Consider the following 26,563-nt stretch of genomic DNA (forward strand, 5'->3'; position numbering starts at 1 on the left):
ATCGTTAATTGATCCCCTGCAGCAAAGACTGACTGGCGCTTTTGCGGTGGAACGATACGATCCACGCGTGTCCAACGTGCCCCCGCAGCAACCTTCCGCGTGGCCGCCTGCGCCACCGCCCACGAGTGGTCAACCGTCGCGGTGGATCGGGCTTGTTTCGCTAGGGATCGCGTTGGTGGCGATCGGAGTCGCCGTGGGCGCCTGGCTGCGACCGCTGCCGAAGTACGAGCCGCCGCCGGCCCCGACGTACACGAGCCAGCAGGTGGCCGACGCAAAGGCGAAGGTGTGCGCTGCGTACGCGAAGGTCAACCGTGCGGTCAGCTTGACCTCTGGGAGGAGCAGCAACGATCCGACCGCGCGGCTCGCCATTGCAACAAGTGGACGTCAGGCTCTCGACGTAGGAGCCAATTACCTCTTGTCAAAATTGAATGAGCAACCTGCGACACCTCCAACCCTCGCTGAAGCTGTCCGCGAACTAGCTACAACTTTCGCTGAGCTAGCTATTGATTACCTTGCGGAAGTTGAAGACTCGGAGTTAGAACCGCTGCTGCGTCATTCAGATGAACAATCGCTATCTGTTGAGAATATTTGCAAATGAGTGCTTTCCCGCCTGGGGAGTGGTCGCAACTCCTAGTAGGTGACCAATGGCCCGATGACGGAGATTTAGCGACACTCGAAAGCGGCCGATCGAACCGGCGGAATGTCAAGATCGGGTTTACGAATCTGGCCGAAGTGCTGCATAACGCCTCAACGGCGCGGTTGAGCGATCAAAGTGGGCACACCATCCAGGACCTTCGCAGCACGTTTAATCAGGGTGAGATGCATGCACGGCGAGTCGTCCACATAAGTGCGATCAAAGAGGACTCCTACCAGAGCGCTCATAGCAGTATGGTTAGCCTCCAACACGATCTTGCGAGCATAGCCTCAGAAGGCAACGCCGACATTGAGCAGATACGCAATTCAAAAGAATTGGAACATGTCAAAGTTACTCGCATAATTACCGCGATACATCACTACCGCGCACTAGCAAATTTTGCGGCTGCGAAATACGCCGGGAACGTGCTTGACGCGATTCAGCGGATATTAGACGTGGAGGGACGTGAATTATCCGCGCGGCGTTTTACAAACGCGTGTGGTCTCAACATGGCGGCGCTATTTCGACCCGCGGGGGACGAAGAAAACCTAAGACGCGAGGTTCGAGAGTTGCTAGGCACACCGCCAGGTTCGCACGCAGGTATCGCGGATGGGAATCTTCGTACACACGGTATAGAAGGCACGGAGGAATCGGTAATGCCGCCACCACCGAACTCTGTTCCAACTCATGGATACATCAACAGCAGAAACCTCGAGACAGAGTTGACGGCAGGCTCAAACTGCTTGCCACCCGCCACACCGGGAGTGCGAGCGCGCATTGTCAGTGGCAACCTCAAGGCATCACCAATGTCCGTTGAACTGCCCGCCTCGCCGGCCCCTTCCCCACCACCACCTGTCGCGCCGCCCATATCGGCACCAAGCCCCACTTCCCCCGCCACAGCCCCGCTTCCGCCTACCGCGGGTGCACCTATGCCCGCAGTGTCGGCTGTTGCGTCCACTCCCGCTCTCCCACCGACCTCAACAATCACCCCCGCCGAACTCGCTCAAAGTTTCAACAAGAACATGGAATCCGGTGCACCGTTCTCGGCCGCCGGCCATGCCGTGCCGTCAATGCCGATGTCGCCGACCGAGCCCCAAATGTCGCACGCTGCAACAGCAATGCCTGCGACCACCGCAGCGCCGGTACACGTGCCCGCGGTCGACTCACCCGCGCCAATCCACCACACGCCCGCCCCGGAGACCTCGCAACCGCCGGCGATAGTGGCAGCCGCTCCCCCGGCACCGATCGCGCCCGCGCCGCCCCCGGCGGCCGGTACGTTGCCGACCTACGGGTCGGACCTGAGGCCTCCTGTCTCCACCACGATCACTCCCCCTTCAGCGCCCAACCCTCCGCCAGTGTCAGCGACGCCAAGTTCGGCGCCAGTGAGCCCGTCCGGGGCCCATGCCGGTCCGGGCCAACCGGCAGTCGTCCGCCAAACCTCGTCGTCAGCGCCACCCTTGCCGCCGAACGCCACCGGCGCGCAAGCCGTGACTGCCACCGCGACCGGCGCGGCCGTCGGCGCGGCGTCAGCCGACGCCGCAGCGCGTGCCCGGCTGCAGCGCCTGGTCGACGCGGTCGCCCGCCAGCAACCACGCCTGGCGTGGGCCGCCGGCGACCGCAGCGATGACACCACGGTGCTGGTGACCGACCTGGCCGGCGGCTGGATCCCGCCAGGCATCGCGCTCCCCGCCGCGGTGACCCTGCTGCCGCCGGCACGACGGCGCGGCAACGTCGAATCCTTGCTCGGTGACGTCACCGTCACCGCGAGCTACACCCCTATCCACCAGATCCCCGACGAAACCGAGCCGCCCCCCACGTCGCCGCGGCCGCGATCTGCGCCGAAGATCCCCGACCTCGGCTGGGAACTCAGCCAGGCAACCCAGTGGCGCGACGGCCTACCCCGGCTGGCCCACACCCTGGCCAAGGCGGCTTCGGCAGGCTCAGGCGTGCTGGACTCCGAAACCGCTTTGCTGCAACAACATCTGGCCACCATCAGCAGCCGAGTGCTGGACAATTACCCAAAGGAAATCAACGCCCACGACGTCGGCAACTGGCAACTGCTCGCGGCGATCGACGCCTTGGTGGCGGGCGACAAGAATGCCGCCAACTACCACCTTGCCTGGTTTCTGGCCGGCCAGCCGAACACCCAAAAGCCGAAGAACTAACCCACCACGATCAGCTCGTGCGGGCGGTTGTTGACGGAGATGGCCCCGTCCGAGGTCACCACCACGATGTCCTCGATGCGAGCTCCCCACCGACCGGGAAAGTAGATGCCCGGCTCGATCGAGAACGCCATGCCCGCGGCAAGCGGCAAGTCATTGCCGGCGACGATGTACGGCTCTTCGTGCACGCACAACCCGATGCCGTGACCGGTGCGGTGCACGAAGTACTCTGCGAGACCCGCCGCGACCAAGACATCACGGGCCGCGGCATCGACCTGCTCCGCTGTCACCCCCGGCCGGACAGCCTCGAACGCGGTGCGCTGCGCCAGCTGCAGAGTCGAATACTGTTCGGCCACTTCATCACTCGGCTCGCCGATGCTGTAGGTACGGGTGGAGTCGGAATGGTAGCCCGGCCCAAATGTGCCGCCGATGTCGACGACGACGATGTCCCCCGCCGCCAGCCTGCGGTCCGAAAAGCCGTGGTGCGGGTCGGCGCCGTGCGGGCCCGATCCCACGATGACGAAAGCCACACCCGAATGCCCTTCGGCGACAATCGCTTCGGAGATATCCGCGGCAACCTCTGCCTCCGTGCGGCCCGGCACCAAAAACGAGGGCACCCGGGCATGCACCCGATCGATCGCTGCGCCCGCCGCCGACAACGCGTCGACTTCGGCCGCTTCCTTCACCATTCGCAACTCACGCAGCACATCGGTGGCCAACACCGGCATCACACCCAGCGCCTCGGACAGCGGCAGCAGGTGCAGCGCCGGCATGGAGTCGGTCACGGCCACCGCGGACGTCGCCCGGCCCAGCGCCGCACCCACCAATCGGTACGGGTCGTCGCCGTCGACCCAATCATGCACAGCCAGGTCCAGTTCCCCGGCGGCGGACTCCTTCAGCGAAGCAAGCTCCAGCCGCGGCAACACCACGGTCGGATCGCCCTCGGCAGGCACCACCAGGGCAGTCAGTCGCTCGAACGTTTCCGCCCGCGACCCGAGCAGATACCGCAGGTCATAGCCCGGGGTGATCACCAGGCCGGCCAGCCCAGCCCGCCCGGCCAGGGCAGCGGCGGCCCGGAGCCGGCGAGCATAAACCGCGGCCTCAAATCGATGAGAGTCCATGCCAGCCAGGCTAACCGGGCGGCCTGGCAGGATTACCGGCATGCCCGCTCCCCTATTGCTGCTCGACGGCGCCAGCATGTGGTTCCGCTCCTACTTCGGAGTGCCGTCGTCGATCAAGGCACCCGACGGCCGCCCCGTCAACGCCGTCCGCGGATTCATCGACTCGATGGCGGTGGTGATCACCCAACAAAAACCCAGCAGACTCGCGGTCTGTCTGGACCTGGATTGGCGGCCCCAGTTCCGCGTCGACCTCATCCCGTCCTACAAGGCACACCGGGTGGCCGAACCCGAGCCGGCGGGTGAACCCGATGTGGAGGAGGTGCCCGACGAGCTGACCCCGCAGATCGACATGATCATGGAATTGCTCGACGCCTTCGGGATTCCGACCGCCGGAGCGCCCGGCTACGAAGCCGACGACGTCCTCGGCACGTTGGCCGCACAGGAGCGCGACGACCCCGTGGTGGTGGTCAGCGGCGACCGCGACCTGCTGCAAGTGGTTACCAACGACCCCGTCCCGGTCCGCGTTCTCTATCTGGGCCGCGGCCTGGCCAAAGCTACCCTGTACGGCCCCAAAGAGGTGGCCGAGCAGTACGGAGTGCCGGTCCACCGGGCCGGCCCGGCCTACGCCGAACTCGCCCTCCTACGCGGCGACCCGTCGGACGGCCTACCGGGCGTACCGGGTGTCGGCGAGAAGACCGCCGCCTCCCTGCTCGCTCAGCACGGCTCGCTCGACGACATCCTGGCTGCGGCCAACGACCCGAAATCCAAGCTGGCCAACGGAATACGGACCAAACTACGCAAGTCCGCCGACTACATCGAGGCCGCGCAAAAGGTGGTGCGGGTGGCCACCGACGCGCCGGTCACACTGTCGACGCGCACCGACCAGCTGCCGCTGCACGCAGCCCACCCGAAACGCACCGCGGACCTAGCCACGCAGTACGGCGTCGGATCCTCGATCGCGCGCCTGCAAAAGGCGCTGGACCAGCTACCCGACTGATTACTGCGGGCGACCGACCTCGTAGGTGCCCTTGTCGTCCTGGAACGTCACCGTCACACGCTTCGACGCGCCGTCGATGCTCACGGTGCAGTCGAAGGTGCCGCCCTTCTTCACCACTGGGTCAGAACCGCCGTTGCACTTGACGTCCTTGACGTTCTTGGCGCCGTAGCCGTTGGTCTCGTCGGTCAGGATCGACTGCACTCCGGAATTGGCCTTGTTGACGTCGAGCTTGGTGGTGACGAAGAACCCTGGCACCACGAATCCGAGCACCAGAATGACGATCAAGAACAGCAGCGCGATCCCGCCGGCCACCGCACCGATGAAGGCTTTCGAGCGCTTGGGGCCCTGCGGCGCCGGTTGCCCGTAGGTCTGCGGCGGCGGGTATTGACCGGGCTGACCCGGCTGTCCGTACTGCGGGGGCTGGCCGTACTGGGCCGGTTGGCCGTACTGGGGCTGTCCGTACTGGGGTGGCTGACCGTACTGCGGTGTTGCGCCGTACTGGGTCGCCTGCGAACCGAAGTCGGAGCCGTATTCCGGCTGCGCATACTGCTGCGGGTACGCCTGATCGGCGGGCTGCTGGTAGCCCGGGTACTCGGCGGCCGGATATGACTGCGCGTGCCAGGTCGCGTCCTGACCGCCGCCCGGTTGCTGCCAGGGCGACCCCGCCATGGTCGGGTCCGAGGAACCCGGGCTGGGCTGCTGCCACCTCGGGTCTGGTCCCTGCGGTCCACTCATTACTGCTCCTCAGTCGATTTGTCCTGGCCAACCGTGGCCCCCGTGGTCGTATGCCGATCCACCGTAGCTCCGGCCTAGCCTACCCGGCGTCAACTGCGACGACGCCGCGCCGAATGTCATTGATAGCGCGCTTGGCCGTTGCCCGCACGTCCGGATCCGGGGCCGCGTTGCGGACCTGGTCGAGCAAATCGAGGATCTGGCGGCACCACCGGACGAAATCACCTGCTGACAGGGGTGCGCCGCTGCCGGCCGCCTCGGCCGCGGCCAACGCGGCCGCGAGGTCGCCGGTGCGCGCCCACCGGTAGATCACCGGGACGAAGCCGTCATCGGGTTCCCGGCTCTGCGCGATGCGGTGCGTCTGCTCGTCGGCCCGTAGTTCGGCGGACAGCCGCGCCGTCTGCGTCAGCGCCTGCCGAAGTCGCGGCGTCGGCGTCTCGGCGCCCAACGGCGCGCCCGGCCCATCCGATCCGCGCGACTCGTACAGCACCGCAGACACCACGCCCGCCAGTTCGGCCGACTTCAGCCCGGCCCACGCGCCGCTGCGCAGGCACTCGGCGACCAGCAGGTCGCTTTCGCTGTAGATCCGGGCCAGCAGCTTGCCGTCGTTGGTGACCTGCGGGTCGTCGGAGCCGCCCTCGATGAACTCGCGCTCGATGAGCAAACCCAGGATCCGGTCGAACGTGCGGGCCAGCGAGTTGGTCGCGGCGGAGACCTTGCGTTGAAGCTGGGCATTGTCGCGTTCGATGCGCAGGTACCGCTCGGCCTCGCGGACCTGCTCGTCCACGCCGGGTGCGTTGTGGGAGGGATGGCGACGCAGGTCGTCGCGCAGCGACGCCAACTCCGGGTCGTAATGCGCGTCGTCCTTGTTCCGCCGGCCTGTTGGGATCGGCAGACCCTCGGCGGCCGAGCGCAGCGCGGAGGCCAGATCCCGACGGACCCGCGGCTGGCGGTGTTCGACGCGCTTGGGAAGGGTCATCGACCCGACGGGCGGGGTGGCGCCGGTGTAGTCGGCCGATGAGATCCGGCCCGCCCACCGATGCTCGGTCAGCACCAACGGCCGCGGGTCCGTGCTGTCGCGGGCCGATTCCAGAACCACCGCCAGGCCGCCGCGCCTGCCGTGGGTGATGGTGATGATGTCGCCGCGGCGCAGCGCCGCGAGGGCGTCGCTGGCGGCCTGCCGCCGGTGCAGCCGCGACGCGCGGGCCTGGGAGCGTTCCAGTTCGCTGATCCGCGCCCGCATGCGGGCATATTCCAGGACCGGCGCCTCGTGGCCCCCCAACTGCGCGGCTATCTCGTCCAGCATGCCCTTGCCGCGTTCGATGCCGCGGACCAGGCCCACCACCGACCGGTCCGCTTGAAACTGGGCGAACGACTGCTCCAGCAGCCGGTGCGCCTGCTCCGGTCCCATCTGCTGAACCAGGTTGATCGTCATGTTGTAGGACGGTGCGAACGAGCTGCGCAGCGGGAAGGTGCGGGTGGAGGCCAGGCCCGCCACCTCGGACGGCTCTACCTCGGGGTGCCAGAGCACCACCGCGTGCCCCTCGACGTCGATGCCTCGGCGGCCGGCACGCCCGGTCAGCTGGGTGTACTCCCCCGGTGTCAGCGGCACATGTTGCTCGCCGTTGAACTTGACCAGCTTCTCTAAGACGACGGTCCGGGCCGGCATGTTGATGCCCAGCGCCAGCGTCTCGGTGGCGAACACCGCCCTCACCAGGCCGGCGGTGAACAGTTCCTCGACGGCGTGCCGGAATGCCGGCAACATCCCAGCGTGGTGGGCGGCCAGGCCGCGCAGCAGCCCCTCGCGCCACTCGTAATAGCCCAGCACGGCCAGGTCGGCGTCGGCCAGATCACCGCAACGGTGTTCGATGATCTCGGCGATCCGCGCCCGCTCCTCCTGCGTGGTCAGCTGCAGCGGCGAGCGCAGGCACTGCTGCACTGCCGCGTCGCACCCTGCTCGGGAAAACACGAAGGTGATCGCCGGCAACAGCCCCGCCGCGTCCAGCGATGCGATCACATCCGGCCGCGACGGCGGCCGATAGAACCTAGGCCGACCGCCGCGGGCCGGACCGCCGCGCGGACCACGCCGCGGCTGCCAGTCGGACATCCGGTCGGCCTCGCGGCGATGGGCGATATGGCGCAGCAAGTCGGGGTTGACGTGCGGTTTGTCCTTGGCGGGCGCCTCGGGGCGGTAGTCGAAAAGATCGAAAAGCCGCTTGCCCACCAGCACGTGCTGCCACAGCGGCACCGGGCGGTGTTCGTCGACGACCACCGTGGTGTCGCCGCGCACGGTCTGGATCCAGCCGCCGAACTCCTCGGCGTTGCTCACGGTGGCCGACAGGCTGACCAGGCGCACCTCGTCGGGCAGGTGCAGGATCACCTCCTCCCACACCGGGCCGCGCATCCGGTCGGCGAGGAAGTGCACCTCGTCCATGACGACGTAGGAAAGCCCTTGCAGCGCTGCCGAATTGGCGTACAGCATGTTGCGCAGCACTTCGGTGGTCATCACCACCACCGGCGCGTCGGAGTTGACCGACAGGTCACCCGTCAGCAATCCGATGCGGTCCTTGCCGTAGCGCGCGACGAGGTCCGTGTGCTTCTGGTTGCTCAGCGCTTTGAGCGGTGTTGTGTAGAAGCATTTGCCGCCCGCGGCCAAGGCCAGGTGCACCGCGAATTCCCCGACGACGGTCTTGCCGGCGCCGGTCGGGGCGCAGACCAGCACGCCGTGGCCGCGTTCCAGGGCCGCGCAGCCGCGTCGCTGAAAGTCGTCGAGGGCGAAGGCTAGCTCGGCGCTGAACCGGGCGAGTTCGGGGAGTTCGGTCACGCCGGTCTCTCTCCGCGAAGGTGCGCGGATTGCCGGCCCGCTCGGCGTGTCGCCGGACATCTGTGCACGCTCGCGACGGGTTCAGCTGACATCGTCATGCGACGGGTTCAGGTGACGTCGTCATGGGATCCGCCGATCACCGAGGGCGCCGGTATCGGCGAGGGCGGCTCGATGGGCGACGCCTCGTCGTCCGGGATCGCGGCGGCTTCGCGCTTAGCTTTGCGCTTGTCGTGCACCCGGGCGATCTGAATGGCGAACTCCAGCAGCACGGTCAACGCCAGACCGAGCGCGGTCATCGAGAACGGGTCCGAGCCGGGCGTGAACACCGCCGCGAACAGGAACATCGCAAAGATCAGCCCGCGCCGCCAGGCTTTGAGCCGCTCGTAGGTCAGGATGCCGGCGATGTTGAGCATGACGATCAGCAGCGGGAATTCGAAGCTGACCCCGAACACCACGAGGAGGTTGATCAGGAACCCGAAATACCGGTCCCCGGACAGCGCCGTGACCTGCACGTCGCTGCCGACGGTCAGCAGGAAGCTCAACGCCTTGGACAACACCAGGTACGCCAGCGCCGCACCGGCCATGAACAGGATTACCGCCGGGATCACGAAGGCCACCGCGAAGCGGCGCTCCTTCTTGTAAAGACCCGGCGTGATGAACGCCCACAGCTCGTAGAACCACACCGGGCAGGCCAGCACGATGCCGGCCGTCATGCCGACCTTGAGCCGCAGCATGAACTGGTCGAAGGGCGCGGTTGCCAGCAGCCGGCACTGGCCGTCGGCGCTGATGTTCGCCCGGGACGACTGCGGCAGAGCGCAATACGGTTGCCGCAGCCATTCGCCCAGGCTCTCGAGCCCGAAGATCGGATGTGAGTACCAGATGAAACCGAAGGCCGTGGTGACGACGATCGCGGCCAGCGAAATCAGTAGGCGGGCCCGCAGTTCGGTCAGGTGCTCGACCAGGGACATGGTCCCGTCGGGGTTGACGCGGCTACGCCGATTGCGCGGATTGAGCCGTTTGAGAGGACCGAGAGCGCGCGCAGAAACCCGGGGAGCTTTCACGACATTCGGTCAGCGGGACGCCGGACTATGCCGGCCGCGCCTCGGTGTGGCCCTGCTCGGTGGATTCGACGCGCTGCGACTGCACCGGTGTCGGGGCGGCCGCAGGGGTCGCCGGGGTCTCGATCGACGGCTCGGACTTGTTCTCGCTCTGCAGCTCACGGACCTCGGACTTGAAGATTCGCAGCGACTTGCCCAGTGAGCGCGCCGCGTCAGGGAGCCGCTTGGCACCGAACAACACAATCACCACGACAGCGAGGATCAGCCAGTGCCACGGTTGAAGACTGCCCACTTTGATTACCTCCAGACGTTCACCCGATGCTACCGCAGCACGGCGGTCGCTCCGGGACATGCGAACGGTGCCTGCGCGTCACGCCTGTTCAGCAGCGTGTTCGACGGCTTCGTACGCCTGCAGAGCCGCCACGGCCGCGGCTTGGACCCGCTGGGCCAGCGTTTGCGGCTCCAGCACCTGCACCGCGGCTCCGAAGCCCAGCACCAGCCGGGTCATCCAGTCCTCGGAGGCGTAGGTCATCGTCCCCTCACACGAGCCGTCGGACAGCTCGCGTACCTCCCTGATCGGGAAGTATTCGAACATCCACGATGCCGACGGGCTCACCCGCAGCAACGCCGAGGGCAGCGACGGGTCGCCGTCGAACAGCGAGGTGTCGGGTGGGGCTTGCAGGACCGGCTCCGGCGGCAATGCGGGCTCACCCCGCTCGGCGGCGTCGACGATGCGGTCGAACCGGAACAGCCGCACCCCCTCGGCTTCGCGTGACCACGCTTCCAGGTAGCTGTGGTCGCCGATCAGCAGCACCCGGATCGGGTCGACGATGCGGGAGGTGAGGGAGTCATGGGAGGCGGCATAGTAGTCGATCGTCAGGGCCCGCTTTTCGCGCACGGCGGCGCGCACGGTGGCCGCGGCCCGGCTCTCCAAGGGCGCGGGCTCGTCGGTGGCGGCCACCGCGTTGTCGGGCCCGGCCGCGCCGGCCGCGGCCGCGATCTTGGCGATCGCGCTGCGCGCCGCCTCGGGATCGACCACGCCGGGGAAGTCGGCCAACGCCCGCAGGGCCACCAACAGCCCGGTGGCCTCGGGCGATGTGAGCTTGAGCGGCCGGTCGATACCGGCGGAGAAGGTCACTTTGACGGTGTCGCCTGAGAACTCGAAGTCGATGAGGTCGCCGGGGTCGTAGCCGGGCAGACCACACATCCACAGCTGGTTGAGGTCCTGCTCGAGCTGCTGCTCGGAGACACCGAGGTCGGCGGCGGCCTCAGCGCGGGTGATCCGGGGATTGGCCTGCAGGTACGGCACCATATTGAGCAGCCGTACCAGGCGGGTCGAGACCGGAGTCACGCTTCTACTCCCGACCGCCCCGCCGCCGCCCGCAACCTCGCCACCACGTCCTGGCGCAGCGACGCCGGCTCCAGCACGATCGCGTCCGCGCCATAGCCGGCGATTTCGCGCGCCAACCGGTCACCGAAGGAGATGTCGAGCTCGATCACCTCACCGGCACGCCCGGCGAGCGGGCGGGACTCCACCGAGCGGCCGGCGCGGCGCAACGCCGTCGCGCGGCCGTCGGCCACCCACACCTTGGCCTGCGCGCCGGTGGGCGCCTCGGCCACGGCCCGGGCCACGATCTGCGACAGGTCAACGCCGTCGGGCACGGTGACCGCCCCCGCCTCCCCCATCGGTACGACCTCGGCACCGATGCGGGAGACCCGAAACGTGCGGGTGGCGTTGCGGTCGCGGTCGTGCCCGACGAGATACCAGCGGCCCTTGTTGGTGACCACACCCCACGGTTCGACCGTGCGAGTGGTGTACGGCTCGGCGCGGGAGGGCCGGTGCGGGAACTGCACCACCCGCCGAGAATTGATGGCTTCCAACAGGATTCCGAGGACATCCTCGGATCCGCGCAGGCCCGGCAATCCGGCCGGCGACGCGATGGCGACCGGGGCACCGTAGTCGGCCGGATCGACGTCCACGCCGGCCGCGCGCAACTTGAGCAGCGCCCCCTGCGTGGCGGTGATCAACTCGGGCGACTGCCAGAGTTGGGTCGCGACGGCCACCGCGGCGGCTTCTTCATGCGTCAACTCGACGTCCGGCAGCGCGTAGGCATCGCGGTTGATGCGGTAGCCCTCGGTGGGGTCCAGGTTCGACACCCGCCCGACTTCCAGCGGGATGCCCAGGTCGCGCAGTTCGTTCTTGTCGCGTTCGAACATCCGGGAGAACGCCTCGGCCGAAGGGCTCTCGGAGTACCCCGCGACGCTGGACCTGATTTTCTCGGCGGTGATGTAGCCGCGGGTCGATAGCAGCGCGATGACCAGGTTGACCAGCCGTTCGACTTTCGAAATGGCCATTCGTCGGCTACATGCTCGCGATCAGTCGTTTCACCCGTTCGTCGACGGCCCGGAACGGGTCTTTGCACAGCACGGTTCGCTGTGCCTGGTCGTTGAGCTTAAGGTGCACCCAGTCGACGGTGAAGTCACGTCCGGCCGCCTGTGCAGCGCTGATGAACTCGCCGCGCAACCTGGCCCGCGTGGTCTGCGGCGGCCGCTCGACCGCGTCGGCGATCTCCTCGTCGGTGGTGACCCGGGTGGCCAGGCCCTTTCGCTGTAGCAGGTCGAACACGCCGCGGCCGCGCTTGATGTCGTGGTAGGCCAAATCGAGCTGGGCGATCTTCGGGTCGGACAACTCCATGTTGTAGCGGTCCTGGTAGCGCTGGAACAGCTTGCGCTTGATCACCCAGTCGATCTCGGTGTCCACCTTGGCGAAGTCCTGGCTTTCCACGGCGTCGAGCTGGCGGCCCCACAGGTCCACGACCTGCTCGATCTGGGCGTTGGGCTCACGGGTCTGCAAGTGCTCTACGGCGCGGCTGTAGTACTCGCGCTGGATGTCCAGCGCGCTTGCCTGGCGGCCGCCCGCCAGCCGGACGGGACGACGGCCGGTGACGTCGTGGCTGACTTCGCGGATGGCGCGGATCGGGTTGTCCAGCGAGAAGTCCCGGAACGCCACCCCGGCCTCGATCATCTCCAGCACCAGCGCCGCGGTGCCCACCTTGAGCATGGTGGTCGTCTCGCACATGTTGGAGTCGCCGACGATAACGTGCAGCCGGCGGTACTTCTCGGCGTCGGCGTGCGGCTCGTCGCGGGTGTTGATGATCGGCCGGCTGCGGGTGGTCGCCGACGACACCCCTTCCCAGATGTGCTCGGCGCGCTGGCTCAGGCAGAAGGTGGCGGCTTTGGGGGTCTGCAGGACCTTGCCGGCGCCGCAGATCAGCTGGCGGGTGACCAGGAACGGCAGCAGCACGTCGGAGATCCGGGAGAATTCGCCCGCGCGCACGATCAGGTAGTTCTCGTGGCAGCCGTACGAGTTGCCCGCCGAGTCGGTGTTGTTCTTGAACAGATAGATGTCGCCGCCGATGCCCTCGTCGGCGAGCCGCTGCTCGGCGTCGACCAGCAGGTCTTCGAGCACCCACTCCCCGGCCCGGTCGTGCGTGACCAGCTGCACCAGGCTGTCGCACTCCGCGGTTGCGTACTCCGGATGGCTGCCCACATCGAGGTAGAGGCGAGCCCCGTTGCGCAAGAAAACATTCGAGCTGCGACCCCACGAGACCACCCGCCGGAACAGGTAGCGGGCTACCTCGTCTGGGGACAGGCGTCGATGCCCGTGGAAGGTGCAGGTGACACCGAATTCGGTCTCGATGCCCATTATTCGTCGCTGCACGTAATCGAGGGTACTGGTTGTCATTCCGCGGCGGTGCACAGCCGCGCCCGCGTCGTCGGACCAACCCACTCTGCAGGGGTGGCGAATCTAAAAGTTAGGCTGTGCGAAACTTCCGTTCACAGCCCGCTTCGGAAGGCCCCGTTGACGATGATCTGGATGGCCGCGCCACCGGAGGTTCACTCCGCGCTGCTGAGCCTGGGTCCCGGTCCGGAGTCGCTGCTGACGGCCGCTGCGGCGTGGGAGTCGCTCAGCATCGACTACGCCGCGGCGGCCGCGGAGATCAGCGCCCTTGTCGCCGCCGTAGGGGCCGATTGGGAGGGCTCCGCCGCGGAATCCTGGTCGGCGGCTCAGGCGCCGTACGTGGCGTGGCTGCTCGAGGCCAGTGCTGACGGTGCCGCCGCGGCCGCCCAGCACGAGGCCGCCGCCGCCGCGTATGCCGCCGCCCTGGCGGCCATGCCGACCCTGGCCGAGTTGGCCGCCAACCACGCCACCCACGCCGCACTGGTCGCGACGAACTTCTTCGGCATCAACACCGTCCCGATTGCGCTCAACGAAGCCGACTATGTGCGGATGTGGATCCAGGCCGCCACCACGATGACCACCTACCAGTCCGCGGCACAGGCCGCGGTCGCTTCCACCCCATCGCCGTCGGCAGCGCCGCCCATCATGGCTGGGTCGGCGGCATCACTGGATCCGGGCCGGGCCATGATCAACGCGATCGCGCCGATCCTGGAGCAGTTCGGCATCAACGGGCTGATCCGAAATCCGTTGGTTTCCAACCCTTTGACGGACCTCATATCGGACTTCCTGAAAATCTTCGGCATCTACTGGGACTCCGGCGCCGGCACGCTCAACGGACTCGGCTACGAGAGCTACGCCGACGCCACCCAGCCGATGTGGTACCTCGCTCGCGGCCTCGAGCTGATCGGGGACGTCATGCAGATGTCCCAGAATCCCACCCAGGCGATCCAGTATTTCCTGGCCCTCTCCCTGTTGGACTGGCCGACGCACGTCGCCCAACTGGGGACGGCCATAACTCAGTCGCCGTTGCTGTTGGCAGCGGCCGGGGGCGCGATGCTGGTGCCGGCGGCATCGGCGGGCGGGCTGGTCGGGCTGGCCGGGTTGGCGGGCGCACCCACACCCACGGAACTGCCCGCGCCGGCGCCCATCCCGGCCGCCGTGGACTTGCCGGCCGCGGGAATGACGTCGTCACCAACGTCGATCGGCACGGCCTCCACCGCCGGCTCGGCGTCGGCCCCGGCACCCTCGTCCGCGCCGACGAGCACCGGGGCCGCCCCGCTGAGCCCTGCGCCGCCCGCGCCCGGCTTCACGCCGCCTTACGTTGTCGGGCCGCCGGGAATCGGGTTCGGTTCGGGGATGACGTTCAGCGCGAGCGCAAGCGCCAAGAAGAAGGCGTCCGAGCCGGACAGCGCCGCCGCGACAGCGAAGTCATCGGCCGCGCTGCGCCGGCAGGCGCGGCTTCGTCAGCGCACGCGCACCCCCCAGCGCGGCTACGGCGACGAGTTCATGGACATGGATGTGGACGTCGAGCCAGTGTTCGACGAGCCGCCGGATAATGCGACGGCCTCCGGGCACGGGGCTGGATCGCAGGGACTTGCCGGGACCGCTCCCCACGACACCGTCAGGGACGCGGCGGGTCTGACGACGTTGACCGACGACAATTTCGGTGGTGGGCCGACCATGCCGATGCTGCCGAATACCTGGCGGTGAGGTGTTATGGAAGATTCGAATCCGACGATTCTGGCTATAGTTCGACTGATCCCATCGGGCCTGGGTGGCACGGTGATTCGGCGGATGGACAAGCCATTTCTGAAAATACTTTCCTGGGCAGAGACGCCGAGACGGCTCGCGTGCACGCGGTTGAGCGCTACCGCGTGCTGGACGCGCCGCCCGATCGGGTTTTCGCCAGAATCGCCGGCCTCGCCGCCCGCTTCTTCGGTGCACCCATGGCGGCGGTTTCGATCGTCGGTCGCAACCGCATCGGGTTCGTCGCGGTCCATGGGCTCGGTGAAGTTCGCCAGATCCCGCGCGGTGCCAATTTGTGCGAGCCCGCGATCGTCAGTGGTAACGCCTATTTCGTGCCGGACGCGCTCACGGCGTTTCCGACGAACCCGTTCGTGCGCGAGCACCGGATCCGGTTCTACGCGTGCGCGCCGATCGTCACGTTCGACGGGCATCGGCTCGGCACGGTCGCGGTCATGGACCACGAGGCGCGCGACGCTTCCGGCGAACAGCTTTCGGTGCTCGAGGATCTCGCGGCGATCGTCATGGAGCAGCTCGAACTTCGGCTGAGTTCCCTGGACGCGCTCGGGGCCGAGCGACGGCTGCGCGACGCGGCGGAGTACGCACGCGACGACGCCCGCGTCGACCGCGCGGATGCGCAGCGGGCTCGTGACGAGGCGCGGCGGGATCGCGACGACGCCCGCCTGGATCGCGACCTCGCGTTGCGGGACCGCGACATCGCCGAGTACGACCGAGACCTCACCGAGGAATACGCGGCGGTCCTGCAGCGAACGCTGCTCCCGCCGGTGTTGCCGCGCATTGAGGGGCTGACGCTCGCCGCGCACTACCATCCGGCTTCGCCGCGCCGGGTGGGCGGGGACTTCTATGATGTGTTCCCGCTGGGTGACAACCGGTGGGCGTTCTTCGTCGGCGATGTCGAGGGTCACGGCGTCGAGGCCGCGGTGGCGACGTCGCTGATCCGCTACACCCTGCGCTCGGCCGCGCTGCACTACCGCGACCCGACCTTGGGGCTTGCTGAACTCAACGCGGTGCTGATGCGCGAGCTGGCTCCCCGACGTTTCTGCACGGTCTTGTTCGGGACATTGGAGCCGGGCGCGGACGGTTGCCGGGTGACGATGGCCACGGGCGGGCATCCACCCGCACTACTGCTGGATCCCGCCGGCGGTGCGCAAGAGGTGCGATCCCCCGACGGGATGCTGGTCGGCATGATCGAGAACGCCGTGTTCGACGCCTGCGTCATCCAGTTGCGACCAGGCCAGACCTTGCTGTTCTACACCGACGGCATCGTCGAGGCCCGCCACGCCGCGACGCCGTTCGACCAGGACAATCTCGCTGCCTTCGTTGCCGAACGGGCGAGGCTGGGCGCGTTGGGTCTCGTCGAAGAACTGACGATGTTGATCCCGAAACTGCGTCCCGACGACGACGTCGCGCTGCTGGCGATCACCGCCTCGTGATCGCGGGGCGCCTATTCGGCGGACTCGCCCTCTGATCCGGGTTCGGTTTCGGGTTCGCCCAGCAGGGAATCCAGCGCGGCGCGGTTGAGCCGGCGGAACGCGCGCCGCGGCCGGTTGGCGTCCAGGATCGCGACCTCCAGGCTGGCGATGCTGAGCGTGGACTGGCCGTTGCCCGGTGTGTCGCCGGCGCTGGCCCGCAGCGCGTCTACCGCGATCTTCAATGCGTCGGGCAGCTCGGCGTTCTCGGTGTAGGACTCTTTGAGCGCGTTGGTGATCGGCTCGGTGGTACCGCCCATCACGACGAAGTGCGGCTCGTCGGCGATCGACCCGTCGTAGGTGATCCGATACAGCTCGGGCGGCTTCGTCTCGCCGTAGTGCGCGACCTCTGCCACACACAACTCGACCTCATACGGTTTGGCCTGCTCGGTGAAGATGCTGCCCAGCGTCTGGGCATAGACATTGGCTAGCTGGCGGCCGGTGACGTCGCGACGGTCGTAGGCGTAGCCGCGAGTGTCGGCGAACTGGATACCGCCGCGGCGCAGGTTGTCGAATTCGTTGAACTTTCCGGCCGCGGCGAAACCTACGCGGTCGTACAGCTCGCTGATTTTCTGCAGCGATCGCGATGGATTCTCAGCGACGAAAAGCACGCCGCCGGCGTACGCCAACGCGACCACGCTGCGCCCGCGGGCGATGCCCTTGCGCGCGAGCTCGCTGCGCTCGCGCATGGCCTGCTCGGGCGAGATGAAATAAGGGAAACTCACTTCTCACCGCCGTCGGCGTCGGGGCCGAAAGTATCTGCACGCGAACGACTTTCAATGACATCGCGGGCCAGTTCGGCGATGCGCCGCTCCGCGATGTCGATGGCGCCTTCGGCGTCGATGGTGACCGCCGTCGGGTAGATGCCGCGGACCAGGTCAGGCCCGCCGGTGGCGGAGTCGTCGTCGGCGGCGTCGTAGAGCGCTTCCACGGCCACCCGCAGCGCCGAGTCGGCGTCGGTGACTTGTGAATACAGCTTCTTCATCGATGACTTGGCGAAGATCGAACCCGACCCCACCGACTGGTAGCCCTCTTCCTCGATGTTCCAGCCACCGGCGGCATCAAAGGACACGATGCGGCCGGCGCCTTCCCGGTCGGGAGCGTCGATGTCATAGCCCACCAGCAGTGGCAGCGCCACCAAACCCTGCATGGCGGCGGGCAGGTTGCCGCGCACCATGATCGCGAGCCGGTTGACCTTGCCGGCGAACGTCAGCGGCACGCCTTCGAGCTTTTCGTAGTGCTCGAGCTCGACCGCGTAGAGCCGGGCGAACTCGACGGCGATGGCCGCGGTGCCGGCGATGCCGGTGGCCGTGTAGTCGTCGGTGATGTAGACCTTGCGCACGTCGCGCCCGGCAATCATGTTGCCCTGGGTCGCGCGCCGGTCGCCGGCGATCAGCACGCCGCCGGGATATTTCAGCGCGACGATGGTGGTGCCGTGCGGCAACTGGTCGGACACGGGCGCACCGCTGATGCTGGCGGGAAGCAGTTCCGGAGCCTGCCGGCGCAAGAAGTCAGCAAACGACGACAGTTCTACGGCCGGGAATCCGGGTCTTGCGGGGTTGGTGGACAGACGATCAGGCAACGGCCAGGTCACTGTCCGCCCTTTTGAACGTATGCGCGCACGAAGTCCTCAGCGTTCTCCTCGAGGACATCGTCAATCTCGTCGAGCAAATCGTCTGTTTCCTCGGTCAGCTTTTCGCGACGCTCCTGGCCCGCGGCCGTGGTGCCGGTGACATCATCCTCGTCGCCGCCGCCACCGCCACGTTTGGTTTGCTCCTGCGCCATCGCCGCCTCCTGCTTCGTCACGGGCCTTCTGACAGGCCGCGTTGCGTGTCCATCTGCCCGTTGGCTTTTCTCTACCCTACCGGTCAGCACCGACGTTTCGTCGGTCTAACCAGGTCTAGCTCGTGAGTTGCTCCACCAGTTCGACTGCGCTGTTCACGGAATCCAATAGCGCGCCGACGTGTGCCTTGCTGCCACGCAGCGGTTCGAGCGTCGGAATCCGGACCAGCGAGTCGCCTCCCAGGTCGAAAATCACCGAGTCCCAACTGGCCGCGGCGATGTCCGCACCGAACCGGCGCAAACATTCGCCGCGGAAGTAGGCGCGGGTGTCGGTGGGTGGGTTTTCGACCGCGTCCAACACCTGGTGCTCGGTGACCAGGCGCTTCATCGACCCGCGCGCCACCAGGCGGTTGTAGAGGCCCTTGTCCAGCCGCACGTCGGAATACTGCAGGTCAACAAGGTGCAGGCGGGGCGCCGACCAGCTCAAATTCTCACGCTGACGGAAACCTTCCAGGAGCCGCAGCTTGGCCGGCCAGTCCAGCAGTTCCGCACAGTCCATCGGGTCGCGCTCGAGCTGGTCGAGGACGTGCGCCCAGGTCTCCACCACGTGGGAGGCGCGGGGATCCTTGTCGCGGCTGTCCACCAGCTTGGCCACCCGATCGAGGTAGATCCGTTGCAACGCAAGCCCGGTGAGTTCCCGGCCGTCGGCCAGGGCCACGGTCTGACGCAGCGAGGGGTCGCGGCTGATGGCGTGGACGGCGTGCACCGGGCGGGCCAGAGCCAGGTCGGTGAGGTCGATGCCCTCCTCGATCAGGTCGAGGACCAAAGCGGTAGTGCCCAGCTTGAGATAGGTCGACGTTTCGGCCAGATTCGCGTCGCCGATGATGACGTGCAGCCGGCGGTAGCGGTCGGCGTCGGCGTGGGGCTCGTCACGGGTGTTGATGATGCCGCGCTTGAGGGTGGTTTCCAGGCCGACCTCGACCTCGATGTAGTCCGACCGCTGCGAGAGCTGAAAACCGGCCTCGTCACCCGAGGCGCCGATGCCGACCCGGCCCGAACCCGTCACCACCTGCCGCGACACCAGGAACGGGGTGAGCCCGGCGATGATGGCCGAGAACGGCGTCTGCCGCGACATCAGGTAGTTCTCGTGCGATCCGTACGACGCGCCTTTGCCGTCCACGTTGTTCTTGTAGAGCTGCAGCTTGGCCGCGCCCGGCACGCTGGCAACGTGGCGGGCGGCGGCCTCCATCACGCGTTCGCCGGCCTTGTCCCAGATCACCGCGTCCAGTGGGTCGGTGCATTCCGGCGCCGAATACTCCGGGTGTGCGTGGTCGACGTAGAGCCGCGCCCCGTTGGTCAGGATCATGTTCGCCGCGCCGACCTCATCGGCGTCGACCACCGGCGGCGGCCCGGCTGAGCGACTCAGGTCGAAACCGCGTGCGTCCCGCAGCGGCGACTCGACCTCGTAGTCCCAGCGCGTCCGCTTCGCGCGCTGGATACCCGCGGCGGCGGCGTACGCCAGAACCGCCTGCGTCGACGTGAGGATCGGGTTAGCGGTCGGGTCGGACGGCGACGAGATGCCGTACTCAACCTCGGTCCCGATAATCCGTTGCATACCTTGAGCCTAAGCCCGCCGACGATGCGGCCTGCTTGCGGGCCTTCTCGTCCAGCCGGAGCGGACGGCACGCCGTCACGCGGCGCGTTCGGTCCCGTCGGAGAGGCACCACGATTCTTGCCCGGCTTGGAGCGACTCCCGGACGACAGCACAACGACACTGTCGCTACAAGCCGGGCACAGATTGTGGTCCGCTCCCGAGGCGGCCGCGATCGGCCGCCGGCACCGGCCCCGAGGCGGCCGTGACCACCTCGGCCCGACGGCCGGCAAACACCGCCACACGTGCTGCCAGTCGGCGATACAGTGACGCGGCATGAGCCCTTCTCTGCGCTCGCTGGCAGGACGCACGTCGGCGACCGACGAGGCCGAAAGCTGGTTCCTGCAGCGCGGTCTGCCGTCGGTGTTGACGACGCGAGGGCGGTGGCGGCGGTTGTGGTCACGGTCGGCTCCGGTGTTGGCCGCCTACGCCACGTTGCACTGTTGGACGCTACCGGTGCTGCTGCTCACCGAGGGCAAGACGGACGTCGTCATCGAGGGCACGCCGTCGCCGCGGGAATGGTTCTTGTTGGTTCTCATCGTGGTGGCTCCGGTGGGCATGACGCTGGTCGGCTGGCTGGTGTCCCGGATTCCCAATGGCCGCTACCGCGCACTGGCATCGACGGCAGCGATCGCCACCGTGGTAACCGTCATCTCAATCGAAACGGGCCCGTCGCACCTTCCGGATGCGGTCTGGACAGCGCTCGCCTTGATGATCCTCACCGGCTGCGGTGTCGGCTCAGTGATCGGATGGTCGGCTCGCATGACGCTCTCGCACCTCGCTTCGATCGGCGGCCTGGCGGTTCGGGCTCTGCCGGTCGTGCTGCTGACCACGTTGGTGTTCTTCAACGGCAACGTCTGGATCATGGCCGCGACGATCAGCGGGGACCGCCTGGCACTGGCCATCCTCTTCCTGATGAGCATCGCCGCCGCCTTCGTCGTCTCCGCCACCTCCGAACGTGTCAAGCCGATGCTGCGGTCCCCCGCAGCGGTGCCGATCGACCGAAAACGCCTGTCTGACACCCCTTTCGAGACGATGCCGGATCCGCCGAGCAGTCCGCCGCTGAGTCGCGCCGAGCGTGCCAACGTGGTCTTCGTGCTGGCGGCATCGCAACTCGCCCAGATCATGGTGGTCGCCGCGCTCACCGCTGGGATCTATGTGACCCTGGGTCTGATCGTGCTCACCCCCGAACTACTGAAGGACTGGGCGCGCACCACCGACAACAACTCGACCGTCATGGGGTTGACGGTGCCGGTGCCCGACTCCCTCGTACACCTGTGTCTGTTCCTCGGGGCCCTGACGTTCATGTACATCAGCGCCCGCGCGGCCGGCGACGCCGATTACCGCACGCGCTTCGTCGACCCGTTGATCGACGATCTCCACCTCACCCTGACCGCCCGCAACCGCTACCGCAATCGCGTGGTCAACGCGCCGGTGACCAGTGTTGACGCCGCTGACCTGGGTGATTAGGTTCACCCTGTGTCAGCCCCTCAATCGAACTCCGCGGCGCCCCAACAATCGGGCGACCTGTCCGGGAAACGTTACGGCGAAGTGCTTCTCGTAACCCCCGGGGAGGCGGGTCCGCAAGCCACCGTCTACAACAGCTTCCCGCTCAACGATTGTCCCGACGAGCTGTGGAAGGCGCTCGACCCGCACGCGATCGCTACCGAAAACGGTGCTGCCACAGCACTACTCAACGGTCCGCGCTACTGGTTGATGAACCGCATCGAAAAGAACCAGCAGGGCCCGCAAATCATCAAGACCTTCGGCGGCATCGACATGCTGCTGCAGGCCACGGTCCTGCTGTCGTCGATGAACCCGACTCCTTACACCGTCAACCACGTCAGCCGCCACACCGTGTTCGTCTTCGACGCCGGCCAGGAGATCTACGAACTGCAAGACCCGCATGGGCACCAATGGGTCATGCAGACCTGGAGTCAGGTCGTCGACCCCGAACTGTCCCGCAGCGACCTACCCAAGCTCGGTGATCGGCTCAAGCTGCCGGCGGGCTGGTCCTACCACGCGCGGATGCTGAAGGAAGAGCTGCGCATCGACACCACCACGCAGTCGGCCCAGGTGCTGCAGGACGACCTGACCAACAGCTACTCGCTGGCCAGCTAGTTCTGCCGGTTCGCCATCCAGCTGCGGTGCCGGACAAGGGCCCTTCGTGCGGCCTTCCTCAGCGCGGGGTCCGGCAGATGCCGTCCGAGTGCTTCGAGTACCACCGTGGTCTCGGGCGCGGGGTGGCGCCAGATGTCCTCGATCTGCCGCATAGGTTCTGGACCCGTGAAAAAACTGCACAACGCCGCAGGTTCATCCACCTTGAGCGCGAGCGCATCAACAAGCACCGCGATGTCCTGGTCGACGAAGCGACCCAGAGTTTCCGTGTCGGCGCGCTGGCGCGAAATCAACCACAGCGCCGCGTGACCGGAGACCGGGCTGTCCAACAGTTGACGCACGAAGGGTTCGGTCACCTCGATGGCGAACTCATCCAATGCCCCAAGACCGGCTAATCGATGCGCGGCATCGGGTGCCGCGACGATGGCCTCGGTCAGCATTCGCACCCGCTCAATAGCTGGTCGGTGCGCTTGCCAGTTGGCAACCAGCTCCGCGTGGATCTTCTTGTCCGACAACACCATTGCATCTATCAGTGCGGTTGCATCCCATTCCGCAACTTGGTCGAGGCACCTTAAACTGTATCCAGCAGCACTGAGATGATCCGGCAGGATGTGCCGGCCCAGGGCGGTCAGGGCAAGTGTGCCGCCGGTCCACCTGCTAGGTCCGAGCAGTGGCCGTACTTCGCTACGGTTCGTCCATCGCAACACGCCGGCTTCCGCCAACACTTCGAGGTACAGAGCTAGCCCCTCCTCGGTGTTGTCCTCAAGCATGTCCTCCTCGTCTGGCCCCAATTCCTTGAGCACGACCGATTGAACGAAATTCAGGAGGATGTCGAACGGCACCTCGCCGCCGTCGCGGATAAGTAGCGCAACAAGCCAGTGCACGATCCCGTCTTCCAGCAGCTTGGCCAGCTCGTCGCTCTCCCCACCCCAGCCCCCTAAGAGCGACCGCAGCGGCCTTAGCTCGCGAATCGCCGCGAACAGCCCACGCGCCCGCTCCACTGGTGTGAGTGAATCCCAAGTCGGTCCTGGGACTACGCGATGTTGGCGCAGCTTCACCGCACCCAACTCGACCGCACTGGAAAATATGAAATTCAAGCGCCGCATACTGGCCGTCGATTGGGGTCGTATTGTCCGACCACCCAGCTCGACCGCCAGCACGTCGCCGGTTTGCAACTTCTCAACCAGCGCACGGCCGTCAGCCAGTTGGAAGTGCCCCTTGTCCGTAAGCGGCTTGCCAGCGGAACCGACATAGCTGCGCAGCGCATCGATTTTCGTCAGTAACGGCGCTGCCTCAGCGGCCGCCGCCACATCGGATGCCGACGGCGGAACGTGCAGGAACGGTAGCTGGTACGACTCGCCAACGGCCGGCGTGGGATCGCGCACTTCTGCAACGACAGTCCGGACGAGGTCGTCAGTCAGGCTTCTCAGCCTCGCAGCACGGCCGGCGCCGCCGACGAGACGTCCGGTGTCAGCCATGAAGTCGAAGTACACACCGACCGCAGAGCACAGGTTGATGGCGGCATCCGGCTGCCCCTTCAACCGGCGCGGACACCACTCGAGCAGAAACCGCGATATGTCGCTGAGGGTGAACTCGTCGAGCGCCCCGATCGACTCCCGATAACGCCAGTCCAAGAAGGACTTGACGTCGGCGAGCACCTCAACGCGTTCAGGTTGCTTGGGAGCCAACCACTCATCGAGCTCGTCCAGTAGGACACCTCGGGTGTCGATGAAGGCGTGGTAGTCCGAAGTCCCGAAACGTAGCCGCATGAGCGCGACGCTAGCCGGGGCTACCGACAAGCGCCCGAACGCTCCTACAGGTACTGCCCCAGGTTCGACTCGGTGTCGATGGCCCGCGACGCACTCGACGACTTGCCGGTGACCAGGGTGCGGATGTACACGATCCGCTCGCCCTTCTTGCCCGAGATCCGCGCCCAGTCATCGGGATTCGTGGTGTTGGGCAGGTCCTCGTTCTCGGCGAACTCGTCGACGATCGAGTCGAGTAGATGCTGGATGCGCAGACCGGGTTGGCCCGTCTCCAGCACCGACTTGATCGCGTTCTTCTTCGCCCGGTCGACCACGTTCTGGATCATCGCGCCGGAGTTGAAGTCCTTGAAGTACATGACTTCCTTGTCACCGTTGGCGTAGGTGACCTCCAGGAACCGGTTGTCGTCGATTTCGGCGTACATCCGGTCGACGACCTTCTCGATCATCGCCTTGATGCAGAGGCTGCGGTCGCCGTCGAACTCGGCGAGGTCGTCGGCGTGCACCGGCAGCGTCTCGACCAGGTACTTCGAGAAGATGTCCTGCGCCGCTTCGGCATCCGGCCGCTCGATCTTGATCTTCACGTCGAGGCGCCCGGGCCGCAGGATGGCCGGGTCGATCATGTCCTCACGGTTGGAGGCGCCGATCACGATGACGTTCTCGAGGCCTTCCACACCGTCGATCTCCGACAGCAGCTGCGGAACCACAGTGGTCTCGACGTCGGAGGAGACGCCGGTGCCGCGGGTGCGGAAGATCGAGTCCATCTCGTCGAAGAACACGATCACCGGGGTGCCTTCCGACGCCTTCTCCCGGGCGCGTTGGAAGATCAGCCGGATGTGCCGCTCGGTCTCACCGACGAACTTGTTGAGCAGCTCGGGGCCCTTGATGTTGAGGAAGTACGACTTCGCCTCGCGCGCATCGTCACCGCGCAGGTCGGCCATCTTCTTGGCCAGCGAGTTGGCGACCGCCTTGGCGATGAGGGTCTTACCGCAACCGGGCGGGCCGTAGAGCAGCACACCTTTGGGCGGGCGCAGCGCGTACTCCCGGTAGAGCTCCTTGTGCAGGAACGGCAGTTCGACGGCGTCGCGGATCTGCTCGATCTGCCGGGTCAGGCCACCGATGTCCTCGTAGCTGACGTCGGGAACCTCTTCCAGCACCAGGTCTTCGACCTCGGCCTTCGGGATGCGCTCGAAGGCGTACCCGGCCTTGGTGTCGACCAGCAGCGAGTCGCCGGGCCGCAGCTTGCGCGGCCGGCTGTCGTCGTTGAGGGCGTCGGGGTGCCCTTCGGGCAGATCCTCGGCGACCAACGGCTCGGCCAGCCACACGATGCGCTCCTCGTCGGCGTGGCCGACCACCAAAGCACGATGACCGTCGCCGAGCACCTCGCGCAGCGTCGAGATCTCACCGACCGACTCATAGGTGCCGGCCTCCACGACCGTCAGCGCCTCGTTGAGGCGCACGGTCTGCCCCTTCTTCAGCAGCGACGTGTCGATGTTCGGCGAGCACGTGAGGCGCATCTTGCGCCCGGACGTGAACACGTCGACGGTCTCGTCGTCGTGCGCACCGAGCAGAACGCCGTAACCGCTGGGCGGCTGACCGAGTCGGTCGACTTCCTCGCGCAGCGCCAACAGTTGTTGGCGGGCCTCTTTAAGAGTTTCCATTAATTTCGAATTGCGCGCGGCGAGCGAGTCGATACGCGCTTCGAGTTGATGGACATCGCGGGCCGAGCGAGTGGGGTTCTGGTGTGCAACCGCATTATCGAGTTGCTCACGCAGAACCGCGGCCTCGCGCCGCAGTTGTTCGAGTTCTGCAGCATCTTCGCTGGACAGGGGGATATCGCGTGATGTTTTGAATGCTTCAGAACGCTCTGAGTCACCCATGTTGCGCTCCTTTCCCGCACCAAGGATGGCGTGGCGGATACTTCAACGCTACCGGCCGGCAGCGTTTGATGTGTGTAGTCAAATGCGGTTGAAAAGTTACAAGTTGGGTCACGCTGGTAATCTCGGCTTCTACTCGGGCCGAGCGAAAGGACTTCTGTGACCGCGAAATCCCTAGCCACAGGCCTTCCGGGGGCCGCAGCGACGGGTGCGGCCGACCCGGGTGTGACTTCCGTTGCATTCCCCTGCCTATACCCGTTTTTTCGCCACTGAGCCCTGCCGCTGGATGTCCGGAAACCTCTGCGTAACACTGGGCACCGCCATCACCGTGGCGGCGGTAGGACTCACCGGTTGTTCGCAACAAGCGGCGCGGCGAATGGATTCCGCCGAACCGCCGCCGCCACCGGCGACGTCGAGCGTAGTGACCCCGCCGAGCGCTCCCCTGCCCCCTCCCGAGGCACTCAACGATGTGCTGTTCCGCCTCGCCGACCCGGCGGTGCCCGGCACCGAGAAACTCAACCTGGTCGAAGGCTCGACGCCGGAGACCGCGCAAGCCCTGGACAACTTCACCACCGCCGCACGCGACGGCGGCTACCTGCCGATGGCGTTCGCGGCCAACAACATCGCCTGGTCGGGCGCGAACCCGTCGCACGTCACGTCCACCGTCGTCGTCACCACCGCCAACCCCGAGCGGCGCGAGTTCACGTTCCCGATGGAGTTCGTCCCGTTCCAATCCGGGTGGCAGTTGTCGCGCAAGACCGCGGCGATGCTTTTGGGGCTGAGCAACCGCACCTCGAGCCAGCCGATCCACATGCCTTTCAGGACCCCGGCGACGACGTCGGAGCGGAGGTCGGCGCGGGGCTGGGCTC

General features: G+C 66.7%; 22 protein-coding genes. 7 read left to right on the plus strand and 15 right to left on the minus strand.

Going from position 1 to position 26,563, the window contains the following annotated elements:
* Positions 1–129: 129 nt before the first annotated feature.
* A complete protein-coding gene (locus tag A9X01_RS03805) occupies positions 130–369 on the minus strand; it encodes a hypothetical protein (protein ID WP_065119360.1) in 240 nt (79 codons plus the stop codon).
* A 1,752-nt stretch (positions 370–2,121) separates the two neighbouring features.
* On the opposite strand from A9X01_RS03805, the gene A9X01_RS29660 reads away from it, so the two are divergent.
* The gene (locus A9X01_RS29660) at positions 2,122–2,799 is read left to right on the plus strand and encodes a DUF5631 domain-containing protein (RefSeq protein WP_172832444.1); all 678 of its coding nucleotides are present in this window, start codon (positions 2,122–2,124) and stop codon (positions 2,797–2,799) included.
* Here A9X01_RS29660 and A9X01_RS03820 read toward each other — a convergent pair.
* Positions 2,796–3,917 (minus strand): M24 family metallopeptidase, encoded by a 1,122-nt coding sequence (locus A9X01_RS03820; protein ID WP_065119363.1) that lies wholly within the window; start codon positions 3,915–3,917, stop codon positions 2,796–2,798. The two genes, A9X01_RS29660 and A9X01_RS03820, sit on opposite strands and share 4 nt — an antisense overlap.
* Positions 3,918–3,957: 40 nt before the next feature.
* Between A9X01_RS03820 and A9X01_RS03825 the strand changes: the two genes are divergently transcribed.
* The gene (locus A9X01_RS03825; protein ID WP_065119364.1) at positions 3,958–4,914 is read left to right on the plus strand and encodes a 5'-3' exonuclease; all 957 of its coding nucleotides are present in this window, start codon (positions 3,958–3,960) and stop codon (positions 4,912–4,914) included.
* On the opposite strand, the gene A9X01_RS03830 is transcribed toward A9X01_RS03825, so the two are convergent.
* The 7 genes from A9X01_RS03830 to pafA form a co-directional block, all read right to left on the minus strand.
* Positions 4,915–5,649, minus strand: coding sequence for a DUF4333 domain-containing protein (locus A9X01_RS03830; protein ID WP_065119365.1), 735 nt, complete (start codon positions 5,647–5,649; stop codon positions 4,915–4,917). It abuts the gene before it with no gap.
* Between the two features lie 79 nt (positions 5,650–5,728).
* A complete protein-coding gene (locus A9X01_RS03835; protein WP_065119366.1) occupies positions 5,729–8,470 on the minus strand; it encodes a DEAD/DEAH box helicase in 2,742 nt (913 codons plus the stop codon).
* Between the two features lie 107 nt (positions 8,471–8,577).
* The gene (gene tatC, locus A9X01_RS03840; protein WP_155771915.1) at positions 8,578–9,531 is read right to left on the minus strand and encodes a twin-arginine translocase subunit TatC; all 954 of its coding nucleotides are present in this window, start codon (positions 9,529–9,531) and stop codon (positions 8,578–8,580) included.
* Between the two features lie 25 nt (positions 9,532–9,556).
* Positions 9,557–9,820 carry a Sec-independent protein translocase subunit TatA gene (gene tatA, locus A9X01_RS03845; RefSeq protein ID WP_065119368.1) on the minus strand — a complete coding sequence of 88 codons (264 nt, stop codon included), beginning with the start codon at positions 9,818–9,820 and terminating at the stop codon, positions 9,557–9,559.
* A gap of 78 nt (positions 9,821–9,898) precedes the next feature.
* Positions 9,899–10,879: a helix-turn-helix transcriptional regulator gene (locus A9X01_RS03850; protein WP_065119369.1), complete on the minus strand. Its 981-nt coding sequence runs from the start codon at positions 10,877–10,879 to the stop codon at positions 9,899–9,901.
* Positions 10,876–11,883: a helix-turn-helix transcriptional regulator gene (locus tag A9X01_RS03855; protein ID WP_065119370.1), complete on the minus strand. Its 1,008-nt coding sequence runs from the start codon at positions 11,881–11,883 to the stop codon at positions 10,876–10,878. The genes A9X01_RS03850 and A9X01_RS03855 overlap by 4 nt, the downstream gene beginning before the upstream one ends.
* 7 nt (positions 11,884–11,890) lie before the next feature.
* Positions 11,891–13,249, minus strand: a complete 1,359-nt coding sequence (gene pafA, locus A9X01_RS03860) for a Pup--protein ligase (RefSeq protein ID WP_099051147.1) — start codon at positions 13,247–13,249, stop codon at positions 11,891–11,893.
* Positions 13,250–13,396: 147 nt separating this feature from the next.
* Here pafA and A9X01_RS03865 point away from each other — a divergent pair, with 147 nt between their 5' ends.
* Positions 13,397–14,980, plus strand: coding sequence for a PPE family protein (locus tag A9X01_RS03865; RefSeq protein WP_065119371.1), 1,584 nt, complete (start codon positions 13,397–13,399; stop codon positions 14,978–14,980).
* A 140-nt stretch (positions 14,981–15,120) separates the two neighbouring features.
* Entirely contained in the window at positions 15,121–16,467 is a 1,347-nt protein-coding gene (locus A9X01_RS03870) for a PP2C family protein-serine/threonine phosphatase (RefSeq protein ID WP_253848915.1), read from the plus strand.
* An 11-nt stretch (positions 16,468–16,478) separates the two neighbouring features.
* On the opposite strand, the gene prcA is transcribed toward A9X01_RS03870, so the two are convergent.
* The 4 genes from prcA to dop form a co-directional block, all read right to left on the minus strand.
* Complete coding sequence (prcA, locus tag A9X01_RS03875; protein WP_065119372.1) at positions 16,479–17,228, minus strand: proteasome subunit alpha; 750 nt, start codon at positions 17,226–17,228, stop codon at positions 16,479–16,481.
* Positions 17,225–18,097 carry a proteasome subunit beta gene (gene prcB, locus A9X01_RS03880; protein WP_065119373.1) on the minus strand — a complete coding sequence of 291 codons (873 nt, stop codon included), beginning with the start codon at positions 18,095–18,097 and terminating at the stop codon, positions 17,225–17,227. The genes prcA and prcB overlap by 4 nt, the downstream gene beginning before the upstream one ends.
* Positions 18,094–18,288: a ubiquitin-like protein Pup gene (locus A9X01_RS03885; RefSeq protein WP_036361021.1), complete on the minus strand. Its 195-nt coding sequence runs from the start codon at positions 18,286–18,288 to the stop codon at positions 18,094–18,096. Before A9X01_RS03885 ends, prcB begins: the two co-directional genes overlap by 4 nt.
* A 115-nt stretch (positions 18,289–18,403) precedes the next feature.
* Positions 18,404–19,900: a pup deamidase/depupylase gene (gene dop, locus A9X01_RS03890; protein ID WP_065037058.1), complete on the minus strand. Its 1,497-nt coding sequence runs from the start codon at positions 19,898–19,900 to the stop codon at positions 18,404–18,406.
* A 312-nt stretch (positions 19,901–20,212) separates the two neighbouring features.
* On the opposite strand from dop, the gene A9X01_RS03895 reads away from it, so the two are divergent.
* On the plus strand, positions 20,213–21,406 hold the full coding sequence (locus A9X01_RS03895; RefSeq protein WP_216638889.1) for an MFS transporter: 1,194 nt from the start codon (positions 20,213–20,215) through the stop codon (positions 21,404–21,406).
* A 9-nt stretch (positions 21,407–21,415) separates the two neighbouring features.
* Positions 21,416–22,057, plus strand: a complete 642-nt coding sequence (locus A9X01_RS03900; protein WP_065119374.1) for a hypothetical protein — start codon at positions 21,416–21,418, stop codon at positions 22,055–22,057.
* On the opposite strand, the gene A9X01_RS03905 is transcribed toward A9X01_RS03900, so the two are convergent.
* Both A9X01_RS03905 and arc read right to left on the minus strand, forming a co-directional pair.
* Positions 22,054–23,823: a hypothetical protein gene (locus A9X01_RS03905; RefSeq protein WP_065119375.1), complete on the minus strand. Its 1,770-nt coding sequence runs from the start codon at positions 23,821–23,823 to the stop codon at positions 22,054–22,056. The genes A9X01_RS03900 and A9X01_RS03905 overlap by 4 nt on opposite strands.
* 44 nt (positions 23,824–23,867) lie before the next feature.
* On the minus strand, positions 23,868–25,697 hold the full coding sequence (gene arc, locus A9X01_RS03910) for a proteasome ATPase (protein WP_065119376.1): 1,830 nt from the start codon (positions 25,695–25,697) through the stop codon (positions 23,868–23,870).
* A gap of 283 nt (positions 25,698–25,980) precedes the next feature.
* Here arc and lppK point away from each other — a divergent pair.
* Positions 25,981–26,563: lipoprotein LppK (gene lppK, locus A9X01_RS03915; RefSeq protein ID WP_065119377.1), on the plus strand; the 583-nt coding region annotated here is incomplete at its 3' end.

Origin of the sequence: Mycobacterium asiaticum, from assembly GCF_001668675.1 — a bacterium.
Taxonomy (GTDB): domain Bacteria; phylum Actinomycetota; class Actinomycetes; order Mycobacteriales; family Mycobacteriaceae; genus Mycobacterium; species Mycobacterium asiaticum_D.